This window comes from Sutcliffiella rhizosphaerae (assembly GCF_917563925.1).
Classification (GTDB): Bacteria; Bacillota; Bacilli; order Bacillales; family Bacillaceae_I; genus Sutcliffiella_A; species Sutcliffiella_A rhizosphaerae.
Window position 1 is genome coordinate 1 of sequence record NZ_CAKJTJ010000014.1, and the last position, 18,522, is coordinate 18,522.

At 36.7% G+C, this 18,522-nt stretch carries 16 protein-coding genes and 3 pseudogenes; 14 read left to right on the plus strand and 5 right to left on the minus strand.

Going from position 1 to position 18,522, the window contains the following annotated elements; genetic code table 11:
* Nucleotides 1-452 precede the first annotated feature (452 nt).
* From cotE to spoVK, 6 genes are all read left to right on the plus strand, one after another.
* Nucleotides 453-992 carry an outer spore coat protein CotE gene (gene cotE, locus LRP81_RS13005; RefSeq protein ID WP_230501754.1) on the plus strand — a complete coding sequence of 180 codons (540 nt, stop codon included), beginning with the start codon at nucleotides 453-455 and terminating at the stop codon, nucleotides 990-992.
* A gap of 169 nt (nucleotides 993-1,161) precedes the next feature.
* Nucleotides 1,162-3,762, plus strand: a complete 2,601-nt coding sequence (mutS, locus tag LRP81_RS13010; protein ID WP_230501755.1) for a DNA mismatch repair protein MutS — start codon at nucleotides 1,162-1,164, stop codon at nucleotides 3,760-3,762.
* Between the two features lie 17 nt (nucleotides 3,763-3,779).
* Nucleotides 3,780-5,690: a DNA mismatch repair endonuclease MutL gene (gene mutL / locus LRP81_RS13015; protein WP_230501757.1), complete on the plus strand. Its 1,911-nt coding sequence runs from the start codon at nucleotides 3,780-3,782 to the stop codon at nucleotides 5,688-5,690.
* 91 nt (nucleotides 5,691-5,781) lie between these two features.
* Nucleotides 5,782-6,732 (plus strand): tRNA (adenosine(37)-N6)-dimethylallyltransferase MiaA, encoded by a 951-nt coding sequence (miaA, locus tag LRP81_RS13020; protein ID WP_230501759.1) that lies wholly within the window; start codon nucleotides 5,782-5,784, stop codon nucleotides 6,730-6,732.
* Nucleotides 6,733-6,762: 30 nt separating this feature from the next.
* Complete coding sequence (gene hfq / locus LRP81_RS13025; protein WP_010193436.1) at nucleotides 6,763-6,990, plus strand: RNA chaperone Hfq; 228 nt, start codon at nucleotides 6,763-6,765, stop codon at nucleotides 6,988-6,990.
* Nucleotides 6,991-7,291: 301 nt separating this feature from the next.
* A complete protein-coding gene (gene spoVK, locus LRP81_RS13030) occupies nucleotides 7,292-8,215 on the plus strand; it encodes a stage V sporulation protein K (protein ID WP_230501761.1) in 924 nt (307 codons plus the stop codon).
* 292 nt (nucleotides 8,216-8,507) lie between these two features.
* Here spoVK and LRP81_RS13035 read toward each other — a convergent pair whose 3' ends face one another.
* The gene (locus LRP81_RS13035; RefSeq protein ID WP_230501763.1) at nucleotides 8,508-9,122 is read right to left on the minus strand and encodes a trimeric intracellular cation channel family protein; all 615 of its coding nucleotides are present in this window, start codon (nucleotides 9,120-9,122) and stop codon (nucleotides 8,508-8,510) included.
* 280 nt (nucleotides 9,123-9,402) lie between these two features.
* On the opposite strand from LRP81_RS13035, the gene hflX reads away from it, so the two are divergent.
* The 4 genes from hflX (at nucleotide 9,403) to glnA (ending at nucleotide 13,962) form a co-directional block, all read left to right on the plus strand.
* Nucleotides 9,403-10,671 (plus strand): GTPase HflX, encoded by a 1,269-nt coding sequence (gene hflX, locus LRP81_RS13040; RefSeq protein WP_230501764.1) that lies wholly within the window; start codon nucleotides 9,403-9,405, stop codon nucleotides 10,669-10,671.
* A gap of 12 nt (nucleotides 10,672-10,683) precedes the next feature.
* On the plus strand, nucleotides 10,684-11,952 hold the full coding sequence (locus tag LRP81_RS13045) for a methionine gamma-lyase family protein (protein WP_230501766.1): 1,269 nt from the start codon (nucleotides 10,684-10,686) through the stop codon (nucleotides 11,950-11,952).
* A gap of 213 nt (nucleotides 11,953-12,165) precedes the next feature.
* On the plus strand, nucleotides 12,166-12,567 hold the full coding sequence (locus LRP81_RS13050; protein WP_230501767.1) for a MerR family transcriptional regulator: 402 nt from the start codon (nucleotides 12,166-12,168) through the stop codon (nucleotides 12,565-12,567).
* A gap of 60 nt (nucleotides 12,568-12,627) precedes the next feature.
* Nucleotides 12,628-13,962 (plus strand): type I glutamate--ammonia ligase, encoded by a 1,335-nt coding sequence (gene glnA / locus LRP81_RS13055; protein ID WP_230501769.1) that lies wholly within the window; start codon nucleotides 12,628-12,630, stop codon nucleotides 13,960-13,962.
* On the opposite strand, the gene LRP81_RS23460 is transcribed toward glnA, so the two are convergent.
* Nucleotides 13,864-14,304 carry a site-specific integrase gene (locus LRP81_RS23460; RefSeq protein ID WP_230501771.1) on the minus strand — a complete coding sequence of 147 codons (441 nt, stop codon included), beginning with the start codon at nucleotides 14,302-14,304 and terminating at the stop codon, nucleotides 13,864-13,866. The genes glnA and LRP81_RS23460 overlap by 99 nt on opposite strands.
* Before the next feature lie 331 nt (nucleotides 14,305-14,635).
* On the opposite strand from LRP81_RS23460, the gene LRP81_RS13065 reads away from it, so the two are divergent.
* Together LRP81_RS13065 and LRP81_RS13070 are read left to right on the plus strand one after the other, a co-directional pair.
* On the plus strand, nucleotides 14,636-15,025 hold the full coding sequence (locus tag LRP81_RS13065) for a replication protein (RefSeq protein WP_230501773.1): 390 nt from the start codon (nucleotides 14,636-14,638) through the stop codon (nucleotides 15,023-15,025).
* 99 nt (nucleotides 15,026-15,124) lie between these two features.
* Nucleotides 15,125-15,313, plus strand: a pseudogene (locus LRP81_RS13070) (DnaD domain-containing protein); the annotation flags it as partial.
* 712 nt (nucleotides 15,314-16,025) lie between these two features.
* Here LRP81_RS13070 and LRP81_RS13075 read toward each other — a convergent pair.
* A complete protein-coding gene (locus LRP81_RS13075) occupies nucleotides 16,026-16,247 on the minus strand; it encodes a helix-hairpin-helix domain-containing protein (protein WP_230501778.1) in 222 nt (73 codons plus the stop codon).
* Nucleotides 16,248-16,420: 173 nt separating this feature from the next.
* On the opposite strand from LRP81_RS13075, the pseudogene LRP81_RS13080 reads away from it, so the two are divergent.
* Nucleotides 16,421-16,649 (plus strand): annotated as a pseudogene (locus tag LRP81_RS13080) (hypothetical protein).
* Nucleotides 16,650-16,771: 122 nt separating this feature from the next.
* Here LRP81_RS13080 and LRP81_RS13085 read toward each other — a convergent pair.
* A pseudogene (locus LRP81_RS13085) lies at nucleotides 16,772-17,745 on the minus strand (IS1182 family transposase); the annotation flags it as partial.
* Between the two features lie 143 nt (nucleotides 17,746-17,888).
* Here LRP81_RS13085 and LRP81_RS13090 point away from each other — a divergent pair.
* Entirely contained in the window at nucleotides 17,889-18,152 is a 264-nt protein-coding gene (locus LRP81_RS13090; protein ID WP_230501780.1) for a hypothetical protein, read from the plus strand.
* A 103-nt stretch (nucleotides 18,153-18,255) separates the two neighbouring features.
* Here the strand turns inward: LRP81_RS13090 and LRP81_RS13095 are convergent, their stop codons facing one another.
* Nucleotides 18,256-18,402 carry a hypothetical protein gene (locus LRP81_RS13095; protein ID WP_230501781.1) on the minus strand — a complete coding sequence of 49 codons (147 nt, stop codon included), beginning with the start codon at nucleotides 18,400-18,402 and terminating at the stop codon, nucleotides 18,256-18,258.
* Nucleotides 18,403-18,522: the final 120 nt, after the last annotated feature.

The following is an 18,522-nucleotide window of genomic DNA, read 5'->3' on the forward strand; positions in this document are numbered from 1 at the left end:
AGGCGAAGAAGTAGAAACAGTCTGTCCGTTCTGTAATGGTACTATGCGAAAAGCGAGAGATGTCCAAAGAGATTAATATCTCATTTGGGACGTGGTTTTGGGTCGCGTTAGCGATTTTGTTTTTTAAGATAGTATAAAATTTATTAGTTTGAACTGTGTCTAGCCCCCCTAGGTCATAAGCTGATGCATCAAGAGGGGAAAACCTTCATGCATGCCGCCTTGGTTTATGTTTGTCTGATCTGAACAAGACATTACAGCTTTTCTTATATACTGTTCACCCTCCGCGATTTTTTTAAAAAATAGGCACATATCTAGAAAAGCTTGCATAGAATGAACTATACGTCAATGTGTTAGAAATCATATTGTTGTGCCTTATTTTTAAACAAAACACAATTATCATTTAGCCCGCATAGGATGAAATGAAGATTGTTATGAGGAGGGTGTATGCTCGAATGGCGGAATACAGAGAAGTTATCACGAGAGCAGTAACCGGGAAGGGTAGAAAGTTTACACAGTCCAAACATACGATTAGTCCAACGCATCGTCCTACAAGCATACTAGGGTGTTGGGTCATTAACCATAAGTATGATGCGAAAAAAGTAGACGATACGGTAGAAGTAAACGGATCTTATGATATTAACGTATGGTATTCCCATACCGACAATACTAAGACCGAAGTAGTGACAGAGACAGTTTCCTATAAGGATGTTGTTCGTTTAAGGTATAAGGATGAAAACAGTACTGGAGATGAGCATGAAGTCATTGCCAGAGTCCTGCAACAACCGAATTGCCTAGAGGCAAACATTGCTGCGAATGAATCCAGAGTCGATGTTCAAGTGGAAAGAGAATTTCTAACTGAAATTATCGGAGAAACAAAAATAACGGTTGAAGTACATCCTGATTCATTATTGGATGATGAGGATTGGGATGTTGAAGAAGATGAATTCGAAGACCTAAATCCTGACTTTATCGTGGATGGGTACGAAGAATAATTTGGAAACTGGGGAGTATAAAGCTTCCTAGTTTTTTTATGCATAAGATTTCATTATTTTAAAAGGAAACTCTATATTTTTCTACCTTATGTATAAACCATTCGATAACAGACTTGAAATTTAAAGTATGATATAATGAAGCAGCAAAATGAAAAGTTGGGGGATTAATATGGCTTCTTATACGCCTATGATACAACAATATTTACGAGTGAAGGCAGATTACCAAGATGCCTTTTTGTTTTTTCGCTTAGGTGATTTTTATGAGATGTTTTTTGATGATGCTACAAAGGCATCGCAAGAGCTAGAAATAACGTTGACTAGCAGAGATGGTGGAGGAAAAGAAAGGATTCCGATGTGCGGTGTTCCTCATCATTCTGCACCAAATTACATAGAACAATTAATTGAAAAAGGCTATAAAGTTGCAATATGTGAACAAGTGGAAGATCCGAAACAGGCAAAAGGGGTCGTAAAACGTGAAGTGGTTCAACTTATAACCCCAGGAACTGTTATGGAAACAAAAGGGCTTACCGATAAACAAAACAATTTTATTACAACTTTAACTCACTTTCGTGAAGATATTTTTGGTCTAGCGTATGCGGACCTTTCCACAGGTGAGCTATATACGACTATGCTAACAGGACCAAGGCAACTATTAGTGAATGAGGTTTATTCCATCGGTTCAAAAGAAATAGTAGTCTCAGAGAATTTTCCTGCCGAAATACTTCACTCGCTTAGAGAAAGAATGATAATTACTTGTTCCTACGAAGAAAATTCAAACATCCCGTCAGAATTCGATAAAATTACAGAAGGTATTGTTCATGATGATTTGCTAGTTACCATTGGTCGTTTATTGCATTATTTGAAAAGAACGCAAAAACGTAGTCTCGAACATATACAAGCTGCAAAATATTATAAATTAGAGCAATCGATGAAAATAGATCTTTTTTCCAAAAAGAATTTAGAATTGACTGAAACTATAAGATCTAAAGGGAAAAAGGGCTCTCTCTTATGGCTTTTAGATCAAACAGTTACTGCTATGGGTGGAAGACTGTTGAAACAATGGGTGGATAGGCCGTTAATCAATCAAGACGAAATAGAAAAAAGGCATCAAATGGTAGAGACGCTCATAAAGGAGTATTTTATAAGGCAAGAAATACGGGATCTATTAAAAGAAGTGTATGATTTAGAGAGATTAGCAGGAAGGGTTGCTTTTGGAAATGTAAACGCAAGAGATCTTGTCCAGCTGCGAAAGTCATTATCACAAATTCCTTTATTAAAATCGCTGGTTGAAAAGTTACCAACGGACAATCTTTGCCTGTATGATCAGATGGATGTTTGCGATGAACTTACATCCCTACTTCACGAAAGTATTATTGAACAGCCTTCCATTTCTGTGAAAGAAGGGAATATGATAAAGGATGGTTTCCATAAGGAACTTGATACATATCGTGATGCAAGAAGGAACGGTAAGACTTGGATTGCCGAATTGGAGAAAAAAGAACGGGATCTTACTGGGATCAGGTCTTTAAAGATCGGCTACAATCGAATATTCGGATATTATATCGAAGTGACAAAAGCTAATATATCTTCTCTCCCAGAAGGGCGATACGAAAGAAAACAAACACTTGCAAATGCAGAACGGTACATTACAGAGGAATTGAAAGAGAAAGAAACGCTTATTCTTGAAGCGGAGGAAAAAATAATTTCCCTTGAATACGAACTTTTCCTAAAGCTTCGGGAAGAAGTAAAAGTATTTATCCCTAGATTACAAAAACTTGCCAAAGCGGTGAGTGAGCTTGATGTCCTGCAATGTTTTGCGACTATAAGTGAGGAAAGATTTTATACACGTCCTACCTTTAATGATGAGAGAAAAATATACATTTCAGAAGGTCGTCATCCTGTGGTCGAAAAGGTAATGGACTCAAATGAGTATGTTCCAAATGATACATGGATGGACAAAGAAAAAGAGATGTTATTAATAACAGGGCCTAACATGTCTGGTAAAAGTACTTATATGAGACAGGTAGCATTATCTGCAATTCTTGCACAAATCGGCTGTTTTGTACCTGCAAAAGAAGCATCACTTCCTATTTTTGACCAAATATTTACGAGAATTGGGGCAGCAGATGACCTTGTATCAGGACAAAGTACCTTTATGGTTGAAATGCTGGAAGCAAGAAATGCCATTGTCTATGCGACTCAGAATAGTTTAATTCTATTTGATGAAATTGGACGAGGCACATCTACTTATGACGGGATGGCACTAGCACAAGCATTGATTGAGTATATACATGATAAAATTGGTGCAAAAACCCTTTTTTCTACTCACTACCATGAATTAACGTCCTTAGAAACTGATTTGCATAAACTAAAAAATATTCATGTAAGTGTCGTAGAGCAAAATGGAAAGGTAGTCTTTCTTCATAAGATGAAAGACGGTGCTGCTGATAAAAGTTATGGTATTCATGTTGCAGAACTTGCGGAAATGCCAAATGAGCTAATTCTCCGAGCTCAACATATTTTACAAGAATTAGAAAATAATTCTGTAAATGAGAAGACAGAAACTTCTACAACCAATGCCATAGAAAAAGAAGATCCATTAACTCAATTATCTCTTTTTGAATGGAAGGAGGAAAAACGTCAAACTGACGGTCCATTAAAAACAGAAAAATTGGTATTGGAAAAATTGAAACAAATTAATTTATTAGAAATGACACCACTTGAAGCAATAAATAAGCTGTACGAATTACAAAAGCACCTTAAAAAATGATGAGAGGAGGGAATCGAATGGGGAAAATAATACAACTCGATGAAAGCTTAGCTAATAAAATTGCAGCAGGTGAAGTGGTAGAAAGACCTGCATCTGTTGTGAAAGAGTTAGTGGAAAATGCAATTGATGCGAATTCTTCTATTATTGAAATAGAGCTTGAAGAAGCGGGTTTATCTAAAATCCGTGTACTTGACAATGGGGATGGAATAGAACAAGAGGATTGCTTGATAGCATTTCAGCGGCATGCGACAAGTAAGATTAAGAATGAAAATGACTTATTCCGAATTAGGACGCTTGGTTTTAGGGGCGAAGCATTGCCAAGTATCGCCTCAGTTTCTATGTTTGATATTACTACAAGCACTGGGGAAGGACCTGGCACTCATCTTCATTTTAAAGGCGGAGTTTTGGAAACCAACGAGTTTGCAAGTAGTAGAAAAGGAACGGATATTATCGTGCAGCATTTATTTTATAATACACCAGCACGATTAAAGTATATGAAAACCATTCATACAGAGCTTGGTAATATTTCGGATCTAGTAAATCGACTGGCTTTGGCACATCCATCGATTTCCTTCCGTTTAAGTCATAACGGGAAACGGATGCTCACAACAAACGGAAACGGGGACAGTCTACAAGTCCTTGCTTCCATTTATGGCATGAACATCGCCAAAAAAATGGTACCCATTCATTTCTCTTCTCTTGATTTTGAAGTAAAAGGTTTTGTTGCCTTACCAGAAGTAACGAGAGCTTCTAAAAACTACATTTCTACTGTAATTAATGGAAGATTTGTAAGGAATTTCACAGTTGTTCGTGCCATTCAAGAAGGTTATCACACCTTACTGCCTATTGGAAGGTATCCAGTAGTCTATTTAGAAGTGAGAATGGATCCGCTTCTTGTTGATGTAAACGTGCACCCGGCAAAGTTGGAAGTAAGATTAAGTAAAGAAGATGAGCTGTATAAGCTGATTGCTGAAGGCTTGAAAAATGAGTTTCAACAAAAACAGTTAATTCCGACTAACCAACCTGTAAGACCTATAGTAAAGGATACTGTATCAAAGCCGATGCAACAAACATTTACATTAGAGCATGAAGATGGGAATTCTTCATTAATCGAAAAAGAAAATCAACCCACTATTATGTACGAAGAAAAAAGGGATGTTGCAATTAATGCATCCATAAAAGAGGCTACCTCGGTTGAACCACAACCACTAAGGGAAAACAAAGAAGAGAATCAGAAGCCAGAAAATAATAATATTGTGGAAGAATACGTTACACATAAAAAGGAATCCAATCACGAAGACGAAATACTTAAATCCCAAGAAAATAGGATAGATAGTGATTATGATAGAATTCCGGTCCTTTATCCTATCGGCCAAATGCATGGAACCTATATACTCGCGCAGAATGAACAAGGTTTATATTTAATAGACCAACACGCAGCTCAAGAACGAATTAACTATGAGTATTTTTATAAGAAGCTTGGCCAAGTAGAAAGAAATCTTCAAGAATTATTAGTTCCACTAACAATAGAATGTACAATGGATGAGTATCTCTTCTTAGAAGAAAACAAAGGTTTTTTTGAAGAAGTTGGGATTTTACTAGAGGACTTTGGGCATCAAACTTTTATTGTTAAAGCACATCCTGTCTGGTTTCCGAAAGGACAAGAAAGAGAAATGATCGATGAAATGATTGTCCATATGAAGGAAAAAAAGAAAGTAAATCTTTCTGATCTTAGAGAAGAGGCAGCTATCATGATGAGTTGTAAAGCTGCCATTAAAGCAAATCATCATCTGAGGCATGATGAGATGGTAACACTACTGGAAACCTTAAGGAAATCAGGTAATCCCTTTACATGTCCTCATGGCAGACCGATACTCATTCATTTTTCTACTTATGAAATGGAAAAGATGTTTAAAAGAGTCATGTAAAATAAAACTTTTGAGAAAAATGTGTAAATTCTATGGAAATAGGGAATAATGATATCTTATGATAAAGATTACGTGAGAGAGTGAGTAACTGTTGGGGAAGAAACAGAAAATAATTGTAATTATAGGTCCTACAGCTGTAGGGAAAACAAAAACTAGTGTAGAGCTTGCTAAATCCCTTAATGGCGAAATCATTAGCGGAGATTCGATGCAGATTTACAAGGAAATGAATATTGGAACTGCGAAGGTAAAACCAGAAGAAATGCAAGGAGTTCCTCATTATCTTATCGATATAAAAGATCCTACAGAATCTTATTCAGTAGCTGAGTTTCAACACGATGTAAGAGAAAGAATAAGTTTAATAGCCAATAAAGGTGCTATTCCCATCATTGTTGGTGGAACAGGGCTTTATATTCAATCTGTATTATATGATTATCAATTTTCAGATCAAGGGAAAGATGAAGAAATACGACAAAGATTAGAGAAGAAAGCTAATGAGTTTGGAGCGAATGCACTATTTGAAGAACTAAAAAAAATAGATCCAAAAAGTGCAGAACAAATACATCCTAACAATATTCGAAGAGTTGTCAGAGCACTGGAGATCTATTACTCCACAGGAAAGACAATGTCCGAATATCAGGAAACACAACTTCCTGAACTTTTGTATGATGTTGCCCTCATCGGTTTGACGATGGATCGAGATTATTTGTATTCGAGGATTAACCAGCGGGTTGACCTAATGCTAGAGGCAGGGCTAATAGAGGAAGTCTCCAACTTGTTTCAAAAAGGTATAAGGAATTGTCAATCCATTCAGGCAATTGGTTATAAAGAAATTTATGCATTTTTTGATGGAAAAAGGACAAAAGATGAAGCTATAAATGATTTGAAACAGAATTCCAGAAGGTATGCTAAGCGTCAACTTACTTGGTTCCGTAATAAGATGAACGTAACATGGTTTGACATGACAGAAGCAGACTTTGACCAAAAGTTAACAGAAATTTTCACTTTTGTTGCAGGAAAGCTTCAACTTGAAGCGAATAAATAATAAAGATAGAGAATAGAGGAGGACGAAAAGATGAAGCAATCAATCAATATCCAGGATCAGGTTCTTAACCAATTAAGAAAAGATGGTACTAGTGTAACAGTATTTTTGCTAAATGGTTTTCAACTGCGTGGCTTGATTAAAGGGTTTGATAATTTTACTGTTCTTCTTGAAACAGAAGGAAAACAACAGTTGATTTATAAACATGCCATCTCTACTTTTTCTCCATCAAAGAACGTCCAAATTGAAACAGAAGCATAAAACCAGCTAATAGCTGGTTTTTTATTTTTGTCTATAACATATCGTTTTTGTTTTTACATATATTTAGATAATAATTGAGAAAGATTCATTGTTTACATTTCCAGTGGGAATTTTGCTAAATTATTTCTCGGGAAAGCGCATAATCTGACATTTTTGTCAATGCTTTGTTGAAAAGATATTCTACTTGTAGAATAAAATCGAAATAACGGGTTTTTTAGAATCGTTCCGCGTTAGAGAATGAAGGAAAATAAATAATATGTCGGATTTTGGTAGTGAAATGAGGTGATTGCGTTTGGATCATATGACCAATCATAATGGAAAAATAAATATTGTGTTAAACAGAGAACGTAAACCATTGAAAGTTACACATATCCAACACCCCGAACCATCTTATACACCAACAAATCATGCGGTATTAAAGGATATTGAAAAAGAATTAGCGGAATTAGTTGGACTTCAGGAAATGAAAAGAATTGTTAAAGAAATATATGCTTGGATTTATGTGAACAAAAAACGTGAAGATGTTGGATTAAAGGCACAAAAACAGGTTTTGCATATGATGTTTAAAGGCAACCCTGGAACAGGTAAAACAACCGTGGCAAGGTTAATAGGGAAGCTTTTTTGTGATATGAATGTATTGGCAAAGGGTCATCTTATTGAAGCAGAAAGAGCAGATTTAGTTGGGGAGTATATTGGGCACACCGCACAAAAAACGAGAGATCTAGTAAAGAAAGCATTTGGTGGGATACTCTTTGTGGATGAAGCTTACTCTTTAGCAAGAGGTGGGGAAAAAGATTTCGGTAAAGAAGCGATAGATACGTTAGTGAAGCATATGGAGGATAAGCAACATGATTTTATCCTGATTCTTGCAGGTTATAAGAGAGAAATGGAAGAGTTTTTACGAACCAACCCTGGTCTCGTATCTCGATTTCCCATTATAATTGATTTTCCTGATTATACGGTAGAAGAGCTAATGGAAATATGTCAACGGATGCTTAGAGAAAGAGAGTATCAATTTAGTAATGAAGCAGAATGGAAAATTAAAGAGCATCTTATCCAAATAAAAGAGACACTTTTACCAACTGCTTTCAGCAATGGCAGATACATTAGAAACATCCTGGAGAAGTCAATAAGAAGTCAAGCGATGCGTCTATTGTCAACAGAACGTTATGAAAGAAAAGACCTTATGACTCTAGAGGCTAAAGACTTGGTACTTACTTGGTAATGAAAGAAGTAGCCGGGAAATAACCGGCTACTTCAGTGTGAAGACAAAGGTGCTTTTTCTTAAAGTTAATGCAATTCCCATGTTGATCGTAGTGAAAGACCCGAAGACTCCTGCGGGAGGAAGGGACATGGGAAACCCCACAGGACGCAGTCCGAGGAGGTTCCCGGACCGCCCGCGGAAAGCGAAGCGTCTGTAACGAAGATCAACAGTTCAATGCAAAGACTAAAAAAATGGGTTTGTCAACAGTCTGATGTAGCCCGGAAATAACCGGCTACTTCTTTGTTAAAAAGGATTACAATGATGTTTCCCCTTCGATATGCCTGTTTGGTAATTTCCATTTATACGTATATGAAAAAACTCGCAAGGTAACAATTGCAGCGAATAATAGATACAGTTCTAATGGAGAACTAGCTATCCCAAAAGCAATGAGAAGTCCAGCTGCAATGGCCCAAGCAGCATATATCTCTGCTCGTAAAACAAGCGGTTTCCTGCCTGCTAACAGGTCGCGGATTATCCCCCCACCACTACCTGTAAGTACTGCTGCCACAACGACAGCGCTGATTGGATGACTCATGCCTGTTGCATATAGGGCACCTTGAATGGCGAAAGCTGCCAAACCGATCGCATCAAAAAAGTTTCCCCATTTTCGCCAATGCTTTAACAAGTTGTTTGGAAAGAGAAATACCGTTGTCATCGCTACTAGAGCAATCTGAAAAAGCATACCTTGTTCCCAAAGTGCTGATATTGGGACCCCTATTAACAAGTTACGAACTGCACCTCCCCCAAAGGCTGTTACGATTCCTAATATATAAACACCAAGAATGTCATATTCCTCTTCCATTGCGACAATCGCTCCACTTATCGCAAAAGCGATGGTGCCGACAATGCTAAATACTTCCCATGTCATTTTTTTTCACTCCGTCATTTATTCATTCAAACCTCTCTGATTTTATATACAAAAAGACCGGAAAGCAATACTTTTTGAGGATTTATTAGAGAAATAGAGAATAATTTGATATTATTAGATGAAAATGACATGAGTTTAGTTTGTTTTCACATATTATTGTTATTCTGGAAACTTACCTAATTTCATACTAAAGAGAGCGGTAGTATAATAAATATAAGTTTATAATGTTCGTGATAACAACTTAAATACATACCTACTTTGGAAAAAAGGAGTAATCAATTTGAAAGATACACAGCATAAAGAAAAAGAGCGAGTAATATTAGTTGGCTGCCAATTAGCCAATAATGAAGAGGAAGCATTCCAGTATTCAATGGAAGAACTAGCATCACTCACCAAAACTGCTAATGGAGAAGTACTTGTTACACTTAGTCAAAAAAGAGATAGAATTCATCCTTCCACATATATTGGAAAAGGGAAAATAGAAGAGCTCACTTCTTTAGAGGAGGAATTAGAACCAGATTTAATCATCTTTAATGGTGAACTCTCCCCTAGTCAAAACAGAAACCTCGGGAAGGTACTATCTGCCAGAATTATTGATCGTACTCAGTTGATTCTTGATATCTTTGCTCAACGTGCAAAATCAAAGGAAGGAAAGCTTCAAGTGGAGCTAGCACAGTTGCAGTATCTGTTACCAAGACTGGGAGGAAAAGGGATAGAACTCTCGCGTTTAGGTGGGGGTATTGGGACAAGGGGTCCAGGTGAAACAAAGCTCGAGTCAGACCGCCGTCACATTAATAGAAGAATTGTAGATATTAAAACACAACTAAATATAGTAGTAAGTCATAGAGAAAGGTACCGGGAAAGAAGGAAAAGAAACCAGGCTTTTCAAGTGTCATTGGTCGGTTATACAAACGCAGGTAAATCAACTATATTTAATCGTTTGACAGAAGCAGATACTTTTGAAGAAGACTTATTGTTTGCTACCCTTGATCCGAATACACGAAAAATAATCCTTCCTTCTGGATACCATGCACTGTTGACAGATACGGTAGGATTTATACAAGAACTTCCGACCTCTCTCATTGCAGCATTTCGTTCTACATTAGAAGAAGTAACGGAAGCAGACTTAATTTTGCATGTGGTGGATAGTTCAAGTCCAGACTATGTGAATCATGAAAAAACAGTCAACAATTTGCTGAGAGAACTTGGTGTTGAAGGAGTGCCAATACTAACTGTTTACAACAAAACTGATAAAGTTACAAAAGAATTTACACCATCCTATTATCAAGAAATGATTTCTATTAGTGCATTACAAAAGAATGATCTTCAACGGTTGACCGAGAAAATACAGGAAACAGTCACAAGAGAAATGATTCCTTATACCATTCACGTTCCATCTGCTGAAGGGAAAATAATGTCACAATTAAAACAAGAAACTATTATCAAAGAATTATCCTTTGATGAGGAGCAGGAGTTTTATAGAGCCCAAGGCTATTACTTTAATAACTCAAAATTAGCTTCAGATATACAGCGAAGAATGCAGAAGTAGAGGAGAATGTAAATGTTTGATTTTTTGCAACATGGGGATAAGATACAGCCAATCGTAAAGAAAATGGAAGAAAAACTGCAGGATCATTTTCTTTCAGTAGATACGATTGTGGAAACCAATCAATTCCGAGTGCTGAAAAGTTTCCAAGAAAATAGAGTAAGTGACGCTCATTTTATTCCGTCCACTGGATATGGATATGACGATATCGGAAGAGATACGTTAGAGAAAATATATGCAGAAGTATTTGGTGGTGAAGCAGGGTTAGTACGTCCCCAAATAATTTCTGGTACTCATGCTATTTCTATAGCCCTGTTTGGAATCCTTAGACCTGGAGACGAATTGATCTACATAACTGGAAAGCCATATGACACATTAGAAGAAATTGTGGGTATCCGGGGATCAGGAGTCGGTTCCTTAAAAGAATATAATATTGACTATCGAACGATTGAATTAAAGAATAACAGGAACATTGACTGGGAGGGTGTTAGCAATGCCATTACACCTTCCACAAAGATGATTGGAATCCAACGTTCCAAAGGCTATGCTACTCGTCCATCTTTTACAATAGAAGAAATTAAGGAAATGATTCGTTTTGTGAAGGAAATTAATCCTGAAATCGTTGTATTTGTGGACAATTGCTACGGCGAGTTCGTGGAGTTAGCAGAACCTTGTCATATTGGCGCAGATTTGATTGCAGGCTCACTCATAAAAAATCCTGGTGGAGGTTTAGCTAAAACAGGTGGGTATATTGTTGGAAAAAAAGAACTGGTAGAAGCTTGCTCGTACCGAATGACATCTCCAGGTATTGGCGCAGAGGCAGGAGCATCTCTTTATAGCTTACAAGAAATGTATCAAGGGTTTTTCCTTGCACCTCACGTCGTAGGACAAGCTCTAAAAGGTGCCATGTTTACTGCCGCTCTTTTGGAAGAACTGGGAATGAACACTACTCCAAGTTGGGATTCCTCAAGAACGGATCTGATTCAGTCTGTTCAATTTGATGAGAAAGAGAAAATGATCGCCTTCTGTCAAGCAATCCAATATGCTTCACCTGTTAACTCTCATGTTACGCCATATGCAAACTATATGCCTGGCTATGAAGATGATGTCATTATGGCTGCAGGTACTTTTATCCAAGGAGCCAGTATCGAACTAACGGCTGATGGACCAATAAGACCACCTTATGTTGCATATGTGCAAGGAGGCTTAACCTATTCACATGTGAAAATTGCAGTTTGTTCAGCAATTGACCACCTCATTACGAAAAATTTGCTGAAATTATAGTAATAGTAAAGAGTCTTGAAGTTTCAAGGCTCTTTTACTTTTCATGTTTCCAACTAATTTAGAAAGGATATAGATAAAAAGATACATAATTTATCCTTCTAAATAGTGAATAAAGAAATGATGTTAGAAAACCTCACATATTCTTGACAGATTATCTAACATTAGATAAAATGTAATTAACTTCACAAGTTATATCAGGAAGGAGGATTTGTAATGAGTGACAAAATAAGACGTTCGATGCCGCTCTTTCCAATTGGAATTGTTATGCAATTAACAGAACTGTCTGCTCGACAAATCCGCTACTATGAAGAGAATGGTTTAATATTCCCTGCACGTTCTGAAGGAAATCGCAGACTTTTCTCGTTCAATGATGTGGATACTTTATTGGAAATAAAACACCTTATTGAACAGAAAGTTAACATAGCTGGAATCAAACAATTAATGGCTGTAAGAGATCAGCAAGTTGCTCCTCAAGCAGAAGCCAATGAAAAAGTTGTGAAACCAGAGCTTTCTGATGAAGAACTCCGTAAGCTCTTAAGGGCTGAAATGATGCAAGCGGGAAGATATAACAGAACAAGTCTTCGCCAAGGAGACATGTCTCGATTTTTCCATTAATTCTTCAATATTTTAGTACAAAGAAAAAAGATAATAGCAAAATTAGAGGAGGAACTTTGAATGGCAAAGTATACGCAAGAGGACATTAAACGTATCGTTCAAGAGGAAAATGTAAAGTACATCCGTCTTCAATTCACTGATATTTTGGGGACAATTAAAAATGTAGAAATCCCAGTAAGTCAGTTGGAGAAAGCACTTGATAATAAGATGATGTTTGATGGTTCTTCCATTGAAGGGTTCGTTCGAATCGAAGAATCTGATATGTACCTATATCCAGACCTTGATACTTTTGTAGTTTTCCCATGGACTTCAGAAAAAGGAAAAGTTGCTCGTTTCATCTGTGATATTTACAATCCAGACGGAACTCCATTTGATGGTGACCCACGTGCAAACTTAAAGCGTATCTTAAAAGAAATGGAAGATTTAGGATTCTCCGATTTCAACCTAGGACCTGAGCCAGAGTTCTTCCTTTTTAAATTAGATGAAAAAGGCGAACCAACATTAGAATTGAACGATAAAGGTGGCTATTTCGACTTGGCTCCAACAGACCTGGGTGAAAACTGCCGTCGTGATATCGTATTAGAACTGGAAGAAATGGGCTTTGAAATTGAAGCATCTCACCATGAAGTAGCTCCAGGACAACATGAAATTGATTTCAAATATGCAAGTGCACTAACTGCATGTGATGATATCCAAACATTTAAGCTTGTTGTAAAAACAATCGCTCGTAAGCACGGTCTACATGCTACCTTTATGCCAAAACCATTATTCGGTGTTAACGGATCTGGTATGCACTGTAACCTATCCTTATTCAAAGATGGAGAAAATGCATTCTACGATAAAACTGGCGAATTAGAGTTAAGTACTACAGCTCGTCAATTTATCGCTGGGATCATCAAGCATGCACCAAACTTTACGGCCGTAACTAACCCAACAGTTAACTCATACAAACGTTTAGTACCTGGATATGAAGCACCTTGTTATGTGGCTTGGTCTGCGCGTAACCGTAGTCCGCTAATCCGTATACCTGCTTCCCGTGGTATTTCAACACGTGTAGAGGTACGCAGTGTCGATCCATCTGCCAACCCATACTTGGCAATGGCCGTACTACTAAAAGCTGGACTCGATGGAATCAAGAACAACCTTGAAGCGCCTAAACCTATCGACAGAAACATCTATGTGATGAATAAAGAAGAGCGTTTAGCTGAAGGAATTGTAGATCTACCTGCAACGCTTGCTTCTGCACTAGACAATCTAAAATCAGACGAAGTAATCCAATCTGCTCTTGGAGAGCACTTACTTGAACATTTCCTTGAAGCAAAAGAAATTGAATGGGATATGTTTAGAACGCAAGTTCACCCTTGGGAACGTGACCAATATATGTCTCAATATTAATAAGAGAAACCCTTTGATACCATTGGTATTGAGGGGTTTTGTTTTTATGCTAAGAGTTAATGGAATTAATAAAAATATGGGTGCACCCATGAAGCACCCATAAAAAATAGAACTACCGAAGAATAACACCCATGTGATGTTCATATCGTCCCATTGTGTCCATTCAATTTTCTTAGATATGTGAGAGTATTTATCAACAGTAATTTGGTAGTTTTTATGACCTAATCTTTTTTGAACGTACTCTAAGCTTGCCCATGATCCTATCAATAGCACAGCATGGCTATCTCTTAATGCATGAATTGGAATCTGAGGGAGATAATCTCGTTTTAAAATTCGTTCCATTGCATTGAAAAGTGAGCTCTTAGGAATAAAGTTTCCATCATTTCTGCAAAGAACCAAATTTAGATCGTGTTGATAAGATTCTTAAAGTGCAAGCTTATTTTGATTTTGGTAATTCCGATGGAATGTCAAGTTATTTACCACACTTTTTCGAATGGTTATTGTTCTGTAGAAGAGAAAGTTTTAGGATCTCCCCAAATAAATCTTCCCCAATTTTAGCATGGAAATCTAATGTTTTATTATTATGTTCGTTACATAAAGGGCTACATGAATCTTTATCATCCCCGTCTGCTTAGTATAGTCATAAGCAACAAGAAGTAAGGAAGTGTTGGGCTTGGCTAACGTTCACCCAGAGAAAGGATTTACTAGAATTGCTCATGAAATACTGGAACAAACCATGAAGATAAAGTTAAGCCCAACCCAACATAAAATAATTCTTGCAGTTTGGAGATACACTTACGGTTTTAATAGAAAAGATCATGAAATGTCGTTGTCGTTTCTGTCTGAGGCAACTGATGTTCATAAACAACGAATTAAGCCTGACTTGGACAAAATAATTGATAGAAACATTCTAATTATTACCCAAGAGAATTCAGCAAGAAAATCCAGGAGAATCTCCTACAATAAGGAATATGACCAATGGGATAAATTAGAGTCAGCAAAAATACTTACAGTAAGCAAAACTGCTTACCAAGAAAGAAAGAACTTAAAAAAAAATATATAGAAAGATGCATATGATATGAACAAAAATCCTTTTAAAGAATATGAGAAAAATTTTGGTCAATTGTTATCAAGTTCAGTTATCAATTAATTTAACTACTGGTTAGATGATAGTCAGTTTGTAGATCCAGAAGAGATCATTTGTGAAGTGATTACTAGAGCTAAAGCGAATGAAGCAAAACATCAAATGCATTATATCGACAAGATTTTATTGGATCACTATAAAAACAATCGTTTTACTTTAGATGCTGTAAAAGCTGTTCCACCAAGCCTTGACATTACTGAGTCTTAAATGAGCATTGACGAGTTCAATGAAGCTCATGAAGGCATTGAATATAAGGTGGATAAAGACGGTTCAGTAAATGTTGAAGATGGTCAACTTACACTTGATGAATAAAACGGATCCAGAGGAAGAAGAGTGATGGGATACAGTAAAAAACAGAAAAGACGGTTGGGCAAAGCACTTGCCCGCCGTCATAAGCAGAGTCTAGCCAGAGCACGGCGAAACATTTTTGTTAAAGCAGGCATACTTGAATTGAATAGAAAAGCAGCCAAGGAATGAATGGCTGCTTTGACCCTGGAGGGTTCGTTGGGTAATTATGACACACTTCACTATATTCAATAATTTTGTCTTGGTGCTTGTATGTATTAGTAAGGATATAAAAAGGGCAACCGATGAAGGTTGCCTAAAAATCATAGGAAGTAGCTAACAGAGAGCTTATTGTACTAATATGCATTATTAATAGAAATTGTGATACAAAATGAGTTGTTATCTATATAAATGGGGTGGAGCAATAGGCAGTCAACAGTGTAGACCTTCACCAAGAATTGATATATGAATTGGTACTTCAATCGTTCAGGGAAATTGATGTGGCTAAGGATGCGAATAGGTGGTTTTGATGTTCTTTTGACCAAAAGTGCGCAAAAAAAAGAGGCGGCTTACCTCTCATCAGTTTTTCATTTTTATCACTGGATAGCGATAACGAAAATACTAAACAATGAACTTATGATTTTCTTGCAAAAGATAGTCCTTTTTCTTCAAGAGCGTCTTTGATTATTCCCATTGCTTTCGGTCCCATACCATGCAATTTCAAAACATCCGATTCGGTAAGCTCTGTAAATTGTTCAAGTCTTAAATACCCAGCTCTTACTAGGGCGCGTGTAGCTGGCTTACCAATCTTGGAAGGGAGGTCGCTTTCTGGTGTTGGTTCAATTGAATTTCCCATTGATTATTCTCCTTTTTTTAGATAGTTGAATAAAAGTGGATACAAGCATAAGTTCATTTTTATTATAGCTGAGAGTAGGACGTTGATTCAATTAGAATCTCATTAGGAATACACTCAATTTCAAGGATTTTTGGACGCGCAGTTCGAGAAAACATTAAGAAAGGGGTTTTAATATGAGAAATACACTTGGAGATTTAAACAATCACCTATTTGCTCAACTAGAAAGGTTGAGTGACGAAGATCTTTCCGGAGAGAAGTTAATCGAAGAAATTAATAGGGTAAAATCCATAACGGACTTTGCGACTCAAATATTCTAACGGTGCCTTAGTGTTAAAAGCTAAAACTGCATACGATGAAAATATATCTGCAAATGCATCTAAGCCTAAAATATCAGAGGGATAACATTTGCCTCATAAATATACAGAGGAACAAAAAACATTCATTAAGGAACATGTCAAAGGACGAACTAGTACGGAATTGACAAAGATGTTTAATAACCATTTTAACCTGGATTTATCGTGGTCTTTGGGGCAGATATAACAATCATAATGCTCATCATAGGTATACTCATACTTTTTCATGTACCCATCATTGATTCTCGGGCGAGTGTAAGGCATCACAGGGCGAATATCTTCTTGAAGTAGATAATGGGCAATGGGCGCAGTTTTATATCCAGCAACCACCGCAACAGCAGTGGGTTTTCCTACTTTTTCTTGCACTTCATTCACGAGGGATTCCAACATGCGACTATCATGCACATTGGCTCCTGTCACTTGAGTGGCAAGAATGAATCCTGTGGAATCACAGGCGGTATGAAACGAATAGGCAAACTGTTTCTCTCGTTCATCCTTCACATAAATAACCACTTTCCGGATCTGTCGTGCTCACTTTTATTTCTTTTGATTCATCTTTGTTTGAGGGGGAAGAGCTTTTTTCCATGTGTTACTCTGTCTTCGTTTACTTCTTGGTCCAGTTGTTCTTGGTAGCACCTGGTTTCTACATTCACAATTTCCTTGGTAAACTTCTTTTTGTTGGCATTGGCTTTTACATGAGTAGAATCAATAAAGGCTACAGATGGGTCTACAAAGCCTTTCTTCATTGCTTCCTTTAAAATATGGTAGAAGATGCGTTCAAAGATTTCTGTATCTTTGAATCTGCGGTTATAGTTCTTACCAAACGTAGAGAAATGAGGAATGGATTGATCGAAGTCAAAACCTAAAAACCAACGATACGCCACATTGGTTTCTATTTCCCGAATGGTTTGTCGCATCGATCGAATGCCAAATATATACTGAATAAATACCATTTTAATGAGTACAACTGGATCAATACTAGGACGTCCATTATCTGTGGAATATTTATCTTCCACTAATTCATAAATAAAGGTAAAGTCCATGGCTTTTTCAATCTTACGAACAAGATGATCTTTAGGAACCATTTGATCCAAAGCTAACATAGAAACTTGATAGCGCCCTTCCATCGATTGTTTCGATAACATCTTCAAACACCCCTCAAACAGACTTACATCATTATATTCGACAAAAAAGTCTGTAGACCTGCCTAGTAACTAGACTTTGTCAACAGTCTGACCCCTCCATACCAATGGAGGTTTTTTACTTTGGTTTATGATGTTTTCAAGAAATGGCCGATATTTACCTGATAATAATACTGTCAAAAGTACTTTTCTATATTTATTGGTTAGGTACTCTTGGTGAATATAGTGAATGTATTGCTATAATATGTAATGAAAATTATGATTATTTTGTATTTAATGAAAATAAATCTAATATTACAAAGTTTAATAATATTACTGTCGAAGGTCCTTCTTTTGGTAATGTTTTGGATGAATTTAGTGGGATAGAATTAGAAGAATTAGAGCTTCTCATATTGAAAGTGAAAGAATAATTTACTTAATCAATGAAGAAGAAAAATATCTCGTGAATAGAATATACTGACCTCACGAACGCAGGCATACCCATAGAGTAACTAAGGCTGACTGTTTGAACAATCATTGTTGAGAGTTCAAAACACGATTATATGCTTGATAAGCAGCAATTACCGCAATAAATGAACCGATTAAAAAGAGGAGGGATCCTCCTAGTGTAAAGATTCTTCCAATAAGTGTGTTTCTTTCTTCAATTAGCTGTTCATTCATTTTTTTCCACCAACCTCGTAGCTATATCGATTTACTATATGCACAAAAATCAAACTTGTGCTATTTGTGTAATCAATTTAGTGAGGTAGTTACTTTATTTATTTCATCCAATATGATATT